At 41.1% G+C, this 16,362-nt stretch carries 12 protein-coding genes and 1 pseudogene; 6 read left to right on the forward strand and 7 right to left on the reverse strand.

The window, feature by feature from the left end; translation table 11 throughout:
• Positions 1–141 precede the first annotated feature (141 nt).
• Entirely contained in the window at positions 142–1,935 is a 1,794-nt protein-coding gene (locus ADICYQ_RS21435) for an ABC transporter ATP-binding protein (RefSeq protein ID WP_040417510.1), read from the forward strand.
• Positions 1,936–1,949: 14 nt separating this feature from the next.
• Here the strand turns inward: ADICYQ_RS21435 and ADICYQ_RS21440 are convergent, their stop codons facing one another.
• Complete coding sequence (locus tag ADICYQ_RS21440; protein ID WP_020891947.1) at positions 1,950–2,696, reverse strand: hypothetical protein; 747 nt, start codon at positions 2,694–2,696, stop codon at positions 1,950–1,952.
• Positions 2,697–2,961: 265 nt separating this feature from the next.
• Between ADICYQ_RS21440 and ADICYQ_RS29085 the strand changes: the two genes are divergently transcribed.
• Both ADICYQ_RS29085 and ADICYQ_RS21445 read left to right on the forward strand, forming a co-directional pair.
• A complete protein-coding gene (locus ADICYQ_RS29085; protein WP_020891948.1) occupies positions 2,962–3,423 on the forward strand; it encodes a hypothetical protein in 462 nt (153 codons plus the stop codon).
• 5 nt (positions 3,424–3,428) lie between these two features.
• Positions 3,429–4,835, forward strand: coding sequence for a glycoside hydrolase family 20 protein (locus tag ADICYQ_RS21445; RefSeq protein WP_020891949.1), 1,407 nt, complete (start codon positions 3,429–3,431; stop codon positions 4,833–4,835).
• 604 nt (positions 4,836–5,439) lie between these two features.
• On the opposite strand, the gene ADICYQ_RS21450 is transcribed toward ADICYQ_RS21445, so the two are convergent.
• The 3 genes from ADICYQ_RS21450 to ADICYQ_RS21460 form a co-directional block, all read right to left on the reverse strand.
• Positions 5,440–5,793 carry a four helix bundle protein gene (locus ADICYQ_RS21450; protein ID WP_040417513.1) on the reverse strand — a complete coding sequence of 118 codons (354 nt, stop codon included), beginning with the start codon at positions 5,791–5,793 and terminating at the stop codon, positions 5,440–5,442.
• Positions 5,794–6,159: 366 nt separating this feature from the next.
• On the reverse strand, positions 6,160–7,212 hold the full coding sequence (locus ADICYQ_RS21455) for an aminotransferase class I/II-fold pyridoxal phosphate-dependent enzyme (protein WP_020891950.1): 1,053 nt from the start codon (positions 7,210–7,212) through the stop codon (positions 6,160–6,162).
• 14 nt (positions 7,213–7,226) lie between these two features.
• The gene (locus ADICYQ_RS21460; protein ID WP_020891951.1) at positions 7,227–8,237 is read right to left on the reverse strand and encodes a dipeptide epimerase; all 1,011 of its coding nucleotides are present in this window, start codon (positions 8,235–8,237) and stop codon (positions 7,227–7,229) included.
• A 173-nt stretch (positions 8,238–8,410) separates the two neighbouring features.
• Between ADICYQ_RS21460 and ADICYQ_RS21465 the strand changes: the two genes are divergently transcribed.
• Both ADICYQ_RS21465 and ADICYQ_RS21470 read left to right on the forward strand, forming a co-directional pair.
• Positions 8,411–9,814, forward strand: a complete 1,404-nt coding sequence (locus ADICYQ_RS21465) for a M14 family metallopeptidase (RefSeq protein ID WP_020891952.1) — start codon at positions 8,411–8,413, stop codon at positions 9,812–9,814.
• A 220-nt stretch (positions 9,815–10,034) separates the two neighbouring features.
• Positions 10,035–10,751 carry a class I SAM-dependent methyltransferase gene (locus ADICYQ_RS21470; protein ID WP_020891953.1) on the forward strand — a complete coding sequence of 239 codons (717 nt, stop codon included), beginning with the start codon at positions 10,035–10,037 and terminating at the stop codon, positions 10,749–10,751.
• A 38-nt stretch (positions 10,752–10,789) separates the two neighbouring features.
• Here ADICYQ_RS21470 and radA read toward each other — a convergent pair whose 3' ends face one another.
• Positions 10,790–12,166 carry a DNA repair protein RadA gene (radA, locus tag ADICYQ_RS21475; RefSeq protein WP_020891954.1) on the reverse strand — a complete coding sequence of 459 codons (1,377 nt, stop codon included), beginning with the start codon at positions 12,164–12,166 and terminating at the stop codon, positions 10,790–10,792.
• Positions 12,167–12,283: 117 nt separating this feature from the next.
• Positions 12,284–15,098: pseudogene (polA, locus tag ADICYQ_RS21480) on the reverse strand (DNA polymerase I).
• A 247-nt stretch (positions 15,099–15,345) separates the two neighbouring features.
• Here polA and ADICYQ_RS21485 point away from each other — a divergent pair.
• Positions 15,346–15,660, forward strand: coding sequence for a hypothetical protein (locus ADICYQ_RS21485; protein WP_020891958.1), 315 nt, complete (start codon positions 15,346–15,348; stop codon positions 15,658–15,660).
• Positions 15,661–15,850: 190 nt separating this feature from the next.
• Here the strand turns inward: ADICYQ_RS21485 and ADICYQ_RS21490 are convergent, their stop codons facing one another.
• The gene (locus tag ADICYQ_RS21490; RefSeq protein WP_040417516.1) at positions 15,851–16,297 is read right to left on the reverse strand and encodes a hypothetical protein; all 447 of its coding nucleotides are present in this window, start codon (positions 16,295–16,297) and stop codon (positions 15,851–15,853) included.
• Positions 16,298–16,362: the final 65 nt, after the last annotated feature.

Here is a 16,362-nt window from a genome sequence, read left to right on the forward strand (position 1 = left end):
AACTTTGATGTTTATAATATGTTATATTTGAGTTCAGTTAAAAACAGATGTGTACAGAATTTAATGTATTTCATCTGCCTTTCATTTGCAATATAACACAATATTATTCAAGATATTGTGGTTTAAAAAGTCATTTATTTTGTGAAGCCCCTTTGGAGATTAAATAAATATCTATATAAATATAAGCTATACCTTTTTTTAGGAGTAGTTTTTACATTTATCTCAAACTTTTTTGTGATAATTCCGGCGCGACTCGTCGGGATTGCCATCGATTATGTGGTAGAAAGTTTTAGCTATTATCAAGTATTTGATGATGGTGAAGTAGTACAAGAAGCTTCCAGGTCTGAGTTTCTGAAATACATCTTGATTTTCGGCTTGCTTATGCTCGCCATGGCCCTGTTGAGAGGACTTTTTCTGTTTCTTATCCGCCAAACGATCATTGCGATGTCAAGGTTGATAGAATATGACCTCAAAAATGAAATTTATGCCCATTATCAAACGCTACCTTTAGCCTTTTTCAGGCAAAACAGCACGGGTGACCTAATGGCAAGGATCACTGAGGACGTTTCCAAGGTTCGAATGTACCTGGGGCCTGCACTGATGTATGGCATTAACCTGATCATCTTGTTTCCAATGGTGATCGGCTATATGTTCACCGTGAATGTACCTCTTACTTTATATTCACTGTTGCCTCTGCCGGTTTTGTCAGTAAGTATTTATTTGGTCAATAATATGATCAATAAGCGCTCGGAAAAGATACAGCGGAGCCTTTCAGGATTAAGTACTTTTGTACAGGAAGCCTTCTCAGGCATTAGGGTGATCAAATCTTTTGTTAGGGAAAAAGACAGCGCCAACCAGTTTCAAAAAGCAAGCGAAGACTATAAAGAAAAATCCATATCACTTACCAAGGTGCAATCCTTATTCTTTCCTCTGATCATGGCATTGATTGGACTTAGTACCATACTTACTGTTTATGTCGGAGGAATTCAAGTGATAGAGGGTGCCATAGGATATGGTGTGATCGCAGAATTTATTTTATATGTCAACATCCTAACCTGGCCAGTGACTTCTCTGGGGTGGGTTACGAGTATTGTGCAAAGAGCCGCTGCTTCTCAATCCAGAATCAATGAGTTCCTGGATGAGAAAAATGATATTTTAAGTACAGAGCACCTGGAAAAAGAAATCAATGGCCATATAGAAGTGCAAAACCTCTCTTTTGTCTATCCTGATTCAGGTATAAGGGCATTAGATAAGGTGAGTTTTGAAATCAAAGCGGGCAAATCATTGGCCATCATTGGTACCACTGGTTCTGGAAAGTCTACCATTGCCAATCTTCTTATGCGGACCTATGATGCCACTGAAGGCAGGATTCTGCTGGATGACCATGACATCAGAAGCTATGACATTGCCAATCTCAGAGAGCAAATCGGTTATGTCCCTCAGGATGTGTTTTTATTCAGTGATTCCATTGCCAATAATATTGGGTTTGGCATGGGCAAGTCGCTTGATATGGCGCAGATAGAACAAGCTGCAAAAGATGCCGATGTCTATAATAATATCATTGAATTTCCTCAAGGATTTGAAACCAGACTGGGAGAAAGGGGAATGACGCTATCAGGTGGTCAGAAGCAAAGGGTCTCCATCGCCAGAGCCATTGTGAAGTCTCCAAAGATTCTCTTGCTGGACGATTGTCTTTCTGCAGTAGATACCAAGACGGAAAATGCGATCTTAAATGCCCTTGAAAAGATCATGAAAGACCGGACTTCCATTATTATATCCCATCGGGTTTCCTCCGCCAAGCTTGCCGATCAGATTATCGTACTAGATGATGGTGCCGTTATTGAGAAAGGCAATCATGCTGAATTGATGGCTATCAAAGGGGCTTATGCTTCCTTGTACGAAAAACAAACCCAGCAAGCTGGCGAGGTGGATTGATTTAGAGAGAAGGATTACAATTGAATAAATAATCCTGCCACGGCAAATTGAACCAAAGTAAAATTGTACACTTCGTCAACTTCAGCGCCTCCTTCCAAAAAGCGATAGCCTGCTTTTAGGGCAATATGGTCTGTTAGCGGAAGTTTTGTTCCCAAAAACAAGTCAAAAGCCCTTCCCGGACCTCCGGCCAGACCATCTCCTTCAAAATAAATCAAGTTTTCACCTCCCATATCATAGGCGGTGTACAGGTGCAATAAAGGCACAAAGCCTAAATCATCTTTTTGGTCGCTAAGCCCTTGGTCATTGGCCAGACGAACCTGCGCATCACGGATTTTACCGGTGAAGCCAACACCCACCAACCAATTTCCAGAAGCAATAATGTCCCTACGGTAAGTCAGTCTGTAACTGTTGAACTGATAATAGCCATCCAAAGCCTGTCCTTGTCCAAAAACGCTGGACTCAAAGTTGATGTCTCTATTGGCAGTGCCTTCATAATTAATTCCAAGTGGTGCATAAAGTGCAAAAATATGGTTCTTTTCATTGAATGTATAGCCCAACCTTATTCGGTAAGGTATAACAGGTCCCTGGGCTTCAAAATCGTCCTGAAAACTAAATAATGTCCCGGTAGTATTGGGGATACGCACATCATTGTAACCTGGGAATGCCAAACCGGTCTCGGCATCTATCGTGAACTGGGCCTGGCTAGGAGAGACGACAAAAAAGACCAGAAGAGCTAAAGGAATGACTACTAATTTATACATGGAGTAAATGTTTTTAGGGTTTAACTTAATCCTTTAGTAACAAGTATTGTGCCTATTTCTAAGGTGCTTTGTATATACATCTTTAGGTATGGTAAGGGCGTAATTGTGACAGGTTTGTGTAAGGAAATTGTAGAAAAATGTTTTCACCAATGAAAAGTAGGCATATTGTTCCTTTGAGGTAGACCTTTAGGCTCTTGCAGGTTCCCTCCTTCTGTTGTATATTTCTGATCGTTGTAACCAATACTTTCAATAGCCTAAAATTCCTATGAAAACGATAATCGGACTGCTACTGACTTTTTCTTTTTTCGCTTCCAGTATAGCGCAGGAGCTTACCTTAGTCAAAAACAGAAAATCTAACTTTACCATCATAATACCCGAGCAACCTACTGTCGAAGAGATTCAGGGAGCCAAGGTTTTGCAACACTATTTATACAAAATCTCTGGCGCCAAACTTCCCGTAAAGCAGGACCGGGGACTTCCTGGTAATAATGAAATACTCGTAGGAAAAGTGAGTCGTCCCGAGACTGCCAAGTTGCCTTATGACCAAATGGGTAAAGATGGGTTGTATATTGGAAATAATGGCAAGCAACTTATCCTGACTGGAGGACCAAAAAAAGGCGTTGAGTATGCTGTCTATACTTTTCTGGAGCAGTACCTGGGTTGTAAAAAATATACTTCAACCTTCGAAGTTATACCCGAGAAAAAACAATCAAAATACCGGCAATAGATGATTTGCAGGTACCGGATTTCTCTTTTAGAGAGGTGTTTTATAATGATGCTTATGACCCAAAGTTTATGGATTGGCACAAGTTGCATTCCCATACGGAGCGGGGAAATATTCCTGCTGAATGGGGCTATTGGGTGCATACTTTTCATAATTTCCTCAATCCAGAAGAATATGGGGAAAGTCATCCTGAGTATTTCAGCTTTTACGAAGGGAAGCGACATCCTGGAATGGTGCCATCCTGGGATGGAAAGAGTGTGCAACCCGAATCCCAACTTTGCCTAACCAATCCAGATGTTCTTGAGATCGTGTGCGAAAACCTTCAAAAAGCCATCGATAACAAACCGGAAGCCTTGTATTGGTCCGTTAGCCAAAATGACAATGTAAATTATTGCCAATGTGAACACTGTGCGGCTTTGGACGCCAAGTTTGCCGCTTTTGCCCCTGAGGAAAAAATGTATGCTACCCATGGTGGCCAATACCCTGCATTAGGGATGGGATCTATGTTGAGCTTCGTTAATAAGGTAGCGGAGCGTTTTCCAGATAAAATCATTTCCACCCTGGCTTACCAATATACTCGCGTACCACCCAAGGATATCGTGCCTCGTGAAAATGTCAATATCATGCTTTGTAGCATAGAGAGCACTCGAAATGAACCGATGGAAACGGGAGATCCAGACTTCAGCAATGACTTGAAAGGTTGGGGGCAGATTACAGACAATATCCTGATTTGGGACTACAACATTCAATTTGCGAATTTGCTCGCCCCTTTTCCTAATCTCCGTACCCTCCAACCAAATATATCCTTTCTCCGTGACAACAATGTCAGTGCCGTATTTGCCCAGGGCAATATTCAGTCCGGTGGTGAATCTGCAGAGATAAGGGCCTACCTCTTGTCCAAACTGCTTTGGAATCCAGACCTGAATGCGGACCAGGAGATGGATGGTTTCTTTAACGCCTATTATGGAAAGGCTGCCCCTTTTGTGAAAGAATACATTGACCTGCTTCATGACAATAACCAGGGATTTACAGGAAGAAAAATGTCGATTTTTGGAAGTCCAAAACAAGAAAAAGACAGTTTCCTCAACCCCGAATTATTAGCCAAATACAATGTGCTCTTTGACAAGGCAGAGAAAGCAGTCCGAAAGCATCCCGAACAACTCAGCCGCGTAAAATCTGCCCGACTGCCTGTATCCTTCGCCATGCTTGAAATCACTAAAGAGCAAAATGGGAACAATTGGGAAACTTACCTAGATGGAGACCAACAAAAAGTAAAGCTCCCAGAAGAAGTAAGCAAGCTGTTGTATGATTTCTATTATCAATGTATGGACACCGAAGTCAGCAGACTCTCCGAATGGCATACCACGCCGAAGGAATACCTTGAGGGTTATCAATTATCAATTGTTAATTATTAATTGTTAATGTTGGTTATCGTGAAACATTGCATTAACACTTACTCTGCTTTGTAGAAGTTGTTTTGAGAGGCTAGGTTTTAATTATTAATGATTAATTGTTAATTATTAATGTTTGTTGTCGTGAAACGTTACTTTCACACTGTTTTTGCTTTGTAGAAGTCGGACTAAAAGGATAAGGCCAGTTTTTACGGAGTAAAAACCGATACCGCTTTAACGATTCCTATTTAATTATTAATGATCAATTGTTAATTATTAATGCTTGTTGTCGTGAAAGGTTACCTTCACACTGGCACTGCTTTGTAGAAGTCGTACTAAAAGGATAGGGCCAGTTTTTACGAAGTAAAAACCGATACCGGTTACGGTTTCTTAAAGGAAGCGTCAAATCCTCGCTTTTAACGATAACCATTCCTTTGTTAATTGTTAATGTTTGTTGTCGTGAAACGTTATCTTCACACTGTTTCTGCTTTGTAGAAGTCATACTAAAAGGATAGGGCCAGTTTTTACGAAGTAAAACCGATACCGGTTACGATTGCTTAAAGGAAGCGTCAAATCCTCACTATAAACGATGGCCATTCCTTTTTCATTAACAATTAATAATTAACCATTAACAATTATTCTTCGTTGTTCTTAAAATACTAGTAACGAGCTTAATTAACTCAATAGCGTCTGCGTTGATGCTTGAAAATTGTTCTTCACCTAGGTAGTTTGTTTCTTTTAAAAGTTCGAGCCAATAAATCGTTTCGTTTATTTCCTTTTGAGCAATTGCCAATTTATGGATGAAATCTTTCTTGCTTTCAGAATGCTCACTTTCCCGCACCATCGCTCCAACACTTGTACCACTCCTTAAAAGTTGCTTCGAAAGAACAAATTCTTTCTTCTGCTCACACAAGAACTGGTATAACTTGACTACCCTGACCGCAAACGCAAAACTCTTAGTTTTAACAATGTTCTCCTTCATAATCTTTTATAATTATTAATGATTAATTGTTAATTATTAATGTTGGTTATCGCTATTGGTTACCCTAACGCTTGTATTAAACCTCAAAGGTTGTTTTGATTGGACAGGTTCTATTTTTGCTTACGCAAAAAAAGATATCGTTTTACATATGTGGAAAATAAACGGCAACCCCTTACTAAAAAACGATACCAACATTTTCATTAACCATTAACAATTTATTAATTAATAATTATAAATGTTGTTTATCGCTAATGGTTACCCCAACACTTGTCCTACCTTGGCGGTTACTGAAAGTAAACGCCAAAATTCTACCGAATAACGACAACTACCCCTTTCCCATTAACAATTAATAATTAACAATTATTACTAAACAATGACCCCAATCGCGTCGGCCAACGCCTCCAGATCAGTGGGCAGGTGCCAGGCAGACAAAATAATCCGGTTAACTGGCGGGCTGGCGGGAAATGGATAGGGGAAGGAAGAGAGTGCAAACCCTTTTTGATGCAATTCATCTACCCAGTGTTCAGGGGCAAAGGAAATTACTGGATACTCGGGCAACATTTTAAATTCTTCCAGCTGAGAAACAGCGGAGAACATATACAGGAGGTTTTTATTTAGTTTTTGTTGCTGGCTTTGGTAGATATCCTGACCCTCTAGAAATGCATTTAGAAATGCTGGAGCAGGAGGGGAGGAGGTACGGTAGACAGGGTTTTCCCTAACCTGTTGAATCAATGACTGACTGCCAAGAATAATGCCTGCCGGAAGGGCAAGTGCTTTGCCCAGAGAGCCGCAAACCATCAGTTCCACAGGAAGATTTTTCCATTGTGAATAGGTGCCAAAGAGACCTTTTCCAAGGATGCCAAATGCATGGCTGTCGTCGATTAGCAGGTAATACTTATTGGCGGAAGAAAGTTTTTTTGTCCATTTGAAATCATAAACCTCGGGGATTAGTGGGTTTACAGCATTGGAAAGCAATAATATCTTTTGTCCCATTAGGTCATGGGATTTAGCAATGCACCTTTTTTGCCATTGTTTGTGGGAAAGGTTCGATGGCTGTTGATTGCCAAAGGTAATGGCCGGATGAGTCTCGGGGGCAGTCCAGGTCAGGTCTACTATTTGTCCAAGGGTGTTTAATGCAAGTTGCCCAGCCATATAGCCACTACTCAACAATGCCGCATTTTCAGCCTCAGCAGCATCTGCAAAGTACGTTTCAAAAGCATCATAAATAGGCAATTTTACATTGCTGTTTCGGCTGGAACCATGATTTGGGCCATGCTTTAATATACTATCAATCAGAAGTTTCCTGAATTCAGGCTGACTGCCCATGCCCAGATAGGAAGTGCCACTAAAGTGGAGGTAGGGTTTTCCTTCATAAAAAATTTCCCTGTCAGGAAGATCTGTAAAATAGGATTGGCTCATGGTGAATAATTGGTTTATAATAGTAAGGCACCTGTTCCGTTCCTGTCTGGAAAAGCCACATGATCTTCGAAAATTTCCACCCCACTTGCAATGTCTTTAGACAAAAGCATGGCGCCATCCATGTCCACATAGTCCAGCAAAGGAGCAATATGGGCAATGGCGGAAATGCCCACCGAAGATTCTGTCATGCAGCCGACCATGGTTTTCATGCCAAGAGATTTGGCTTCTTTTAGCATCCTTAGTCCAGGCGTGATTCCTCCGGCTTTGACCAGTTTCACATTGATGCCATGGAAATAGCCTTGGCATTTGGCCACATCCCCTTCGGTAATACAACTCTCATCTGCGATTACAGGTAAGGCACTTTGGGCAAATACTTTCTTCATTCCCTCAAAGTCGTCTTTTGGTAGAGGTTGCTCCATAAACTCCACATTCAGTTCGGCCAATTCTTTTGAGTAGGAGATGGCTTGGTCCGCATTCCAGGCGCAGTTGGCATCAATTCTAAAAGCTGCATCGGTGTGTTTCCGTAACTCCCTGATGATCTCCATGTCATTTGCAGTACCTAGTTTGATTTTATAGAGAGGCCATTTTTGTTCCTGCATTTTCTCCACCATTTTAGCAATAGGAGCAATGCCTATGGTGAAATTGGTTACTGGTATTTTTTTCGGGTCAAGTTCAAGCAATTCGTACAGTTTCTTTCCTTGTAGCTTGGCATACAAATCCCAGGCAGCGATGTCCAGGGCGCATTGAGCAAAGGGATTGTCTTTAAATAAAGGTGCCGTAATAGCCCAAAGTTGCTCTGGATGGATAGGGTCCATAGGGACCAGTTTTTCTGCTACCAGTTTCAAGCAGGACTGCATATTTTCTAAAGTCATCCCATAAAATGGATTGGTAGTAGACTCGCCAAGTCCATAATGCTCACCAGCACTCAGCTTTACCACCAAGGTATCTTGAACATCTCTGCTCTGATGTGCGATGGTGAAGGTGTGTTTCAATGGCAGTTTGTATGGTAGTATTTCTAGTTTCATAAAATGATCGAATGGGATTTTACAAGTATATCCTATAGGTAAAAAACTGACTGGTAATCGGTTGACAATGGCAGTACCTTATTAAATTCGTCTTGTTGCTGTTTGCTTATTTCAGGACTTGAATTTAATTAAATTTCGCCATATTTACATAGTAACCAAGATTCAGTAGCCTTATGAAAACTTCTTCTGGAATAAGTGTGCTTTTTATTGTCATCCTTTTTTTATGCTACAGTTGTCAGCCTGCAAAGGAAAGCACTGATAGTATCCCTCCAGCGCTTCTCGAGGATGCCTATGCCAAATACAAAGCCCCGGAAATTGACAACAGGCGTTATGGTTATGAGGTGATTGCGCCTTTGATTGCCGGAAGAAAGGAAATATTTGAAACAACAGTACTTGGGGAATCCGTGGAAGGCCGACCCATTAATGCACTGACTTATGGCGAAGGCACACGCAAAGTGCTGCTTTGGTCTCAGATGCATGGCAATGAAAGCACCGCCACCATGGCGCTTTTCGATCTTTTTAATTTCCTTGAAGGCTCAGCTGATGACGGCTTTGAGTCCATTCGTTCAGCCCTTCGGGAAAATTTGTTGCTTCGGTTTATTCCCATGTTGAATCCCGATGGTGCTGAGAAGTTTGTTAGGCGGAATGCCCAGCAAATAGACCTAAACCGGGATGCTGTTCGCCAAAGTACTCCTGAAGGCTTTGTCCTTAAGACTGCCAGAGATGATTTTGAACCTGAATTTGGCTTCAACCTTCACGACCAAAACAGGTATTATAATGTAGAAGGTACAGCACTTCCTGCTACGATTTCTTTTCTTGCTCCTGCTTACAATGAGGATCGTGAAGTGAATGCCGTAAGAAGTAGGGCCATGAAAGTGATTGCCGGCATGGATCAATTGCTACAGCAGGTAATTCCGGGTCAGGTAGGTAAATACGATGACAGTTTTGAACCCAGGGCTTTTGGTGACAATATCCAAAAGTGGGGTACCAGCACCATTTTGATAGAATCGGGGGCCTATTCCGGGGATCGTGAGAAGCAATATATCCGGCAGCTAAATTTTATGATCCTTCTAAATGCTTTGTATGAGATTGCTACGGGAAGTTTCGATCAGTATACAGAGGAAGCTTACCATGCCATACCGGAAAATGATTCCAAGCTGATGGACTTGTTGATAAAAAATGTGGAAACTACGGCTGTTGACAAAAAATACCTCACAGACATTGGGATAAAAAGTAGCGAGGTGTTTTTGGATAGCGTATTGGTTTTGGAGGGGAGTATTGCTGATTGGGGAGACCTGTCTGTATACTATGGGCATGAGGAAATAGAGGCAAAAGGAATGACACTTGAAAAGGGTGAAATTTGGCCTGAAGTCATTCCCTTAGAACAATTGGACAGTGCCAAGGTGCTACAAATGTTGAAAGAAGGCTATTTGGCTGTTGCTACAGAAATGCAATATCAGGGGCAAGTTCATCAATTTCCGATCCTAATCTTCACCGAAGGAAATGCGCCCAACATGCATCCTGACCTGGATGATACCCCTTTGTTTTACCTGTCAGCAAAAGGTAAAAGAATATAGCAATCATTAATGGGCATGTTGTTCACCTTGAAAAAGAAAATAATTCAATTTTTTCGGGATTAATCAAATAGTAAATTGAATTTATGTAACTCTCTTTTAAGTAGGTTGTTATGACAATTTTTTCTTTTTATGCAAATAGAAATTGGCCGAAATGTTGTAATTGTTGGATTAAATCGTTAAAATCATAGATGTTTAATGTAAATAAAACCAAAATAACCTCATGCAAAGCAAATCTACTGTAAAAGAAATTAAAGAAAGATTTGACAAAGATGTTGAGCGCTTTTCCAATCTAGAGACTGGGCAGCAAGCGACAATTGATGCCCCATTATGCATGGAATTAATTGCGAATGCAGCTTTATCTTGTAATCCAGAAGCAAAAAATTTATTGGACATAGGATGTGGTGCCGGAAATCTTTCCTTAAAGATTTTGGAGCAATTCCCACAGATGAACAGTGATTTACTGGACCTTAGCAAACCCATGCTAACCAGGGCCAAGGACAGGGTGACGTGGGCAACAACAGGGACGGTGGAGACCATACAAGCGGATCTTCGGGATGCGAAATTGGAAGAAGGGAAATACGATATTATAGTAGCAGCGGCTGTTTTACATCACTTGAGAGAGGATGAAGATTGGGAGAATGTCTTCGCCAAAATATTTAAATTGCTGGCGCCCGGAGGCAGCTTTTGGATATCAGATCTAGTTATTCACGATGATCCTCAAATTCAGCAAATGATGTGGAACTGGTACGGTAGCTATTTGGAAAAATTAAAAGGACCAGAATACCGAAAGGACGTTTTTGCCTATATAGCAAAAGAAGACAGCCCCAGGTCTTTGGTCTATCAACTCAACCTTATGGAGAAAGTTGGGTTTACGGGAGCCGAGATTTTGCACAAGAATTCCTGTTTTGCTGCCTTTGGTGGTAGAAAACCTAAATAAGAATAGTAGAAAATGTTTACGCTGGAATAGATGTACTGCTATAAAAATATATGGCGGTACATTTCTTCCAGCTTACTTACTGCAACGACCTCTATTTGGTATTTGCCTAAATCAAGGCCTTTGATGGCGTATCGGGAAAGCATGATTTTCTTGAAACCCATTTTTGCCGCTTCTGCAATCCTGTTTTCTATCCTGTTTACGGCACGCACTTCCCCTCCAAGACCAATTTCTCCTGCAAAACAAATCCCAGGATCAATCGCTTTGTCCTCGTAGGAGGAAATAATAGAAGCCGCAACAGACAAATCCAGCCCTGGGTCATCCACTCTTATTCCTCCGGCAACATTGAGAAATACATCCTGTTGCCCCAATCGCATGCCTCCTCTTTTTTCTAAAACTGCCAGCAACATGTTCAGCCTCTTGGCGTCATGACCCGTACTGCTCCTTTGGGGCGTGCCATAAGTGGCTGGACTTACCAGCGATTGGATTTCGATCAATAAGGGTCTGTTACCCTCCAGCATGGCACCTATTGCCACTCCGTTTAATTGTTCGTCCCGTTGAGTCATCAATATTTCGGAAGGATTGGTGACGGGCCTCAATCCATTGGCATGCATTTCATAAATGCCCAATTCATTGGTAGATCCAAACCTGTTTTTGGAAGTTCGAAGGATTCTATAGCTCAAGTGACGGTCTCCTTCAAACTGCAAGACTGTATCTACCATATGCTCCAGGATCTTCGGTCCTGCGATGGTACCGTCCTTGGTAATATGGCCAATTAGAAAGACGGGTGTTCCCGTTTCTTTGGCAAACTTCATCAGCTCGGCGGTGCATTCTCTGACTTGACTTACTGATCCTGCTGGCGATTCCACGTATTGACTGTGGAGGGTTTGGATAGAATCGATAACCAGAAGGTCTGGCTTCAGCAATTCAATTTGTTGAAAAATATGTTGTGTTTTGGTCTCTGAAAGTATAAAGCACTCATCCGAATGATGTTGCATGCGCTCACTACGCATTTTTATCTGGGTTTCGCTTTCCTCACCGGAAACGTACAATACCTTGGTATTTGAAAGCATCAAGGCAATCTGCAGCATGAGGGTAGACTTGCCAATCCCTGGTTCGCCACCTATAAGAACCAGTGATCCTGGTACTATTCCTCCGCCAAGTACCCTATCCAGTTCAATATCTCCCGTCATCAAGCGGGATTGTTCCTCAAAGGTTATCTCCCGAAGAGGTTTGGGTTGGTTGGCTTTCTTAGTGCTTTTACCACTTGCCTTCCAGCTTCCACGTTGAACTTCTTCTTTCTGGATGACCTCTTCCACGAAAGTGTTCCATTCCCCACAGGAAGGACATTTTCCAGTCCACTTGGCACTTTCTACGCCACAGTTTTGACAAAAAAAGGCAGATTTTATTTTAGCCACAGTAAGTATTGTTGATGAGCTTTCGGTAATTCAATAATTATTCTGGAAACCTGACTCCCCAGGTCTTTTAATTTTAGCGCTAAGTTTCAGGGTTGAACCAAGATTCGTACAGCGAAATTAATGGGCTTCCAACCAGTCTTTGCCTACACCTACCTCAACTTCCAGTGGCACAGCGATTTTTATGGCATTGGCCATTAATAGGGGGATTTCTTTTTTCAAAAGCTCCACTTCATCCTTATGCGCATCAAAAACCAATTCATCATGTACCTGAAGGATCATTTTAGATTTAAGGTTTTCCTTAATCATCCAATCCTGAACATGGATCATGGCCAGTTTGATCATATCGGCAGCCGATCCCTGAATAGGAGCGTTGATGGCATTTCTTTCTGCGAAACCTCTCATGGTTGCATTCCTGCTGTTGATATCTCTGAGGTACCTTCTTCTACCTAAGATGGTTTCCACGTATTCGTTTTTTCTCGCTTTCTCTATGCATTGATCCATGTAATCCTTTACTGCAGGGAATTCCTTGAAATAGGCATCAATAATTTCTTTGGCTTCTCCCCTTGGGATCTTAAGTCTTTGGGACAAACCAAAGGCAGAGATGCCATAGATGATTCCAAAATTGGCTGTTTTTGCTTTTCTTCTCATGTCTCCGGTAACTTCTTCAAGAGGTACCTGGAAAATTTTGGCAGCAGTAGTTGCATGAATGTCACGCCCTTGCTTGAATGCTTCTATCATAGATTCATCCTGAGAGAATGCCGCCATGATGCGCAATTCTATCTGGCTATAATCCGCGGCAAGAATGGAATGGTTTTCATCTCTTGGGACAAATGCCTTCCGTATTTCTCTACCTCTTGCAGTTCGGATAGGGATGTTCTGAAGATTTGGATTGTTGGAAGAAAGTCTCCCTGTGGCAGCTACAAATTGGTTATAGGTGGTGTGGATTCTACCTGTTTTAGGATTGATCAAAGCAGGAAGGGCATCTACGTAAGTAGACTTTAATTTCACCAATTGCCTAAAATCCAGGATCGCCTGAGCAATTTCATGTTCACCAGCAAGTCTGCTAAGTACCTCCTCACCGGTTGCATACTGGCCGGTTTTGGTTTTTTGGCTTTTGCATCCAGCTCAAGTTTGTTGAAAAGTATTTCTCCCAACTGTTTTGGAGAAGCCAGGTTAAAAGTCTCCCCAGCCAATTCATATACCCTTGCCTCAATTTCCCTGCTTTCCTTCTCAAGGGTTACAGACATTTCCTGCAGGCTTTCAGTATCTATTTTTATCCCTTCAAACTCCATGGCTGCCAATACTTCAATCAAAGGGCTTTCTACCTCTAGCAAGAGCTTTTCGAGGTTATTTTCTTTGATGATTGGATCTAGCTTGGTTTTTAATTGCAGGGTAATGTCGGCATCTTCGGATGCGTATGGTGCCACTTCTTCAGGGGCTACATCCCGCATGGTTCCTTGGTTTTTACCTTTTTTACCGATCAGGCTTTCTATGGAAACTGGCTTGTAATTTAGGTATTGCTCCGCCAACCAATCCATGGAATGTTTGCCTTCTGGCTCTATCAGGTAATGGGCCAACATGGTGTCATAGCGTTTTCCTTTTACAGCAATTCCATAGTTCATCAATACCAAAATATCGTATTTGATGTTTTGGCCGATTTTCAGAATGTCTTCCGCTTCAAACACAGGCTGAAGTTGTGCGAGAATTTTATCTGCGGCCTCTCTTTCTTCAGGAAAGGGGATATAGTAGGCTTCTGAAGTGATGTAGGAAAAAGAAATCCCTACCAATTCAGCCTTATTGGGATTAATTGAAGTAGTTTCTGTATCGAAGCAAATTTCTTTTGTTTCAAAAGATAGCCAACCAATTCAGCAATGGCAGTTTCGCCTTCTACTGTGTGGTAATCATGAGGACGGCTATAAATTGTGTCCAATGCCTCAGATTCAGCTATTGGAGGATCTTGTTCGGCTTCATTATTGGAAGTTGCGTCAGGTTTGTCATTTCCGGTAAAGAGACCCAATTGTTCATCTACCTTTATTTTGGACTTTTTAACACCTTCTCCAAAGACTCTTTTAGAGAGGGTTCTGAATTCCAGTTCAGCAAATAAGGCTTTTAGGGTTTCTTCATTAGGAGGTTCAATTGTGAAATCATCTGCATGATATTCTATGGGAACATCTATCATGATGGTCGCCAACTCTTTGGAAAGAATTCCCTGTTGGGCAAAGTTGACTACATTTTCCTTTTGTTTCCCTTTTAATTGGTCCGTATTTTTTATCAACTCCTCAACGGTTCCGTATTCTTTGAGCAGCTTAACCGCTGTTTTGGCGCCAATTCCGGGAATTCCTGGGATGTTGTCTACCGCATCTCCCATTAATCCCAGCATATCTCTTACCTGGTCCACATTTTCGATGTCCCATTTTTCGCAAATTTCCTTGGGCCCCATTACATCTACGGCATTGCCCATAAATGCAGGTTTATAGAGGAAAATATGTTCATCGACTAACTGCCCATAATCCTTGTCTGGGGTCATCATGTAGACTGTATAGCAGCTTCTTTCGGCTTGCTTTGCAAGGGTTCCGATGATGTCATCTGCTTCATATCCATCCAGTTCAAGGGTTGGGATATTAAAAGCTTTAACGATTTGCTTTACCCAAGGTATGCCTACAGCTATATCCTCAGGTTGTGCCTGTCTATTGGCCTTATAGGCTTCAAATTGTACGTGCCTAAAAGTAGGGGCAGAAGTGTCAAAAACTACCGCTATATGGGAAGGCTTTTCTTTTTCCAGGATCTCCAGTAGCGTATTGGTAAAGCCCAGCATGACTCCGGTGTTTAACCCTTTGCTATTGATCCTCGGATTTTTGCTGAAAGCAAAATGTGCCCTGTAAATCAGTGCCATAGCATCCAGTAAGAATAGTTTTTTGTTGCCTTTAGACATTTGTAGGTATGATTTTGAAGTTTTGCGCTACTTTAATTAGGTAAATATACAAACAATTTTAGCCCAAGTTAATGAATTTTAGGTAATGGATGAGCTGTTAGAAATGAGGTATTGTGGCTCCTTTTAGCATAAGATCAACGATATCAATTAAATTGGTAAGGTTATTGATAATTAAATCTTTTGTGCGAGAACATAAAAAGCGCGCTAATTAAGAATTAATGAGGGTTTAACAATAACTATAACGAATATGAAAAAGATAGCTTACTTTTTATCATTTGCATTACTATTTACAACTCTGGCACCTGCCGCTATGGCCAAGGACGGAGACAATAATCCGGAAAAGAAGGAATTGAGTGCTGAAGATCAGGCAAGGCTGGAAGAGTTAGATAGCCGAATTCTGGAAATCAAAGCCATGGATTTTAAGGCCATGGATAAAAGTGAAAGAAAAGAAGTTCGCAAAGAACTGAGAGAGATCAATAAAGAAGCCAAGGAGCGTGGTAGTGGGATCTATATTTCTACAGGAGCCATCATCATTATTTTATTGTTGATCCTTATTTTGTAATTCAATACTATCCGATGGAATTTAAAGGGTTGTGGTTTAATTTAAAACTGCAACCTTTTTTTTGTCTATAGGGGTATTTTTGAAAGTGCTAAATTTTGATTTTTAGTCTGCCAAGGTTAATCCCGTAAAGCAGCGCTTGGAGTTTTAGGGGAATTGAATAAAAACTAAACCATGTATCAAGGAGTTCTGATTATTCTGGTAATGTTTTTAGGTACTTTTTTACCTGCCATGCCTTCCACAACATTACACTTACAAGTAGTATACAAAGGGTTTCATTAAAGAAAAGGTGGAAAGCGATCCGTTTGTTCCATTCTAAATCTGGCATATAAAGAAGGAGGAAGGTAAGGATACTAACAAGTTTCCCAAACAGTCCAATGGCGGTAAGGTAAATCCAGCTTATGGGATAAAAGGCAGACAATAAAATAATGATTCCTGAAATTATACCAACGATCCCATAAAAGCCTGTTGGCATATTTGTCTCAAAATCAATCTGCATTGATAGCCATGAAAACAATTGGGGGCCGAACCATTTGAAAAGAGCAGCCCAAGCAGCGGTATAGATCCCACTTAAGAGCAATATGCCTCTATTTGACATGGTGAACATTGGGAATTCATTTGTACTTGAGGGATTATTCATGGCCAAATTTAAAAAGGATACTTTGATAAAAACCAGCTTTTTTAATTTTAATGCAAATAGAAAAT

This window comes from Cyclobacterium qasimii M12-11B, assembly GCF_000427295.1.
Classification (GTDB): domain Bacteria; phylum Bacteroidota; class Bacteroidia; order Cytophagales; family Cyclobacteriaceae; genus Cyclobacterium; species Cyclobacterium qasimii.

What these genes read in the sequence shown, in the direction of transcription:
- ADICYQ_RS21440 (WP_020891947.1), bottom strand. Translation starts at nt 2,696, where the DNA reads ATGTATAAATTAGTAGTCATTCCTTTAGCTCTTCTGGTCTTTTTTGTC.
- ADICYQ_RS29085 (WP_020891948.1), top strand. Translation starts at nt 2,962, where the DNA reads ATGAAAACGATAATCGGACTGCTACTGACTTTTTCTTTTTTCGCTTCC.
- ADICYQ_RS21450 (WP_040417513.1), bottom strand. Translation starts at nt 5,793, where the DNA reads ATGAAGGAGAACATTGTTAAAACTAAGAGTTTTGCGTTTGCGGTCAGG.
- ADICYQ_RS21455 (WP_020891950.1), bottom strand. Translation starts at nt 7,212, where the DNA reads ATGAGCCAATCCTATTTTACAGATCTTCCTGACAGGGAAATTTTTTAT.
- ADICYQ_RS21460 (WP_020891951.1), bottom strand. Translation starts at nt 8,237, where the DNA reads ATGAAACTAGAAATACTACCATACAAACTGCCATTGAAACACACCTTC.
- ADICYQ_RS21465 (WP_020891952.1), top strand. Translation starts at nt 8,411, where the DNA reads ATGAAAACTTCTTCTGGAATAAGTGTGCTTTTTATTGTCATCCTTTTT.
- ADICYQ_RS21470 (WP_020891953.1), top strand. Translation starts at nt 10,035, where the DNA reads ATGCAAAGCAAATCTACTGTAAAAGAAATTAAAGAAAGATTTGACAAA.
- ADICYQ_RS21485 (WP_020891958.1), top strand. Translation starts at nt 15,346, where the DNA reads ATGAAAAAGATAGCTTACTTTTTATCATTTGCATTACTATTTACAACT.
- ADICYQ_RS21490 (WP_040417516.1), bottom strand. Translation starts at nt 16,297, where the DNA reads ATGAATAATCCCTCAAGTACAAATGAATTCCCAATGTTCACCATGTCA.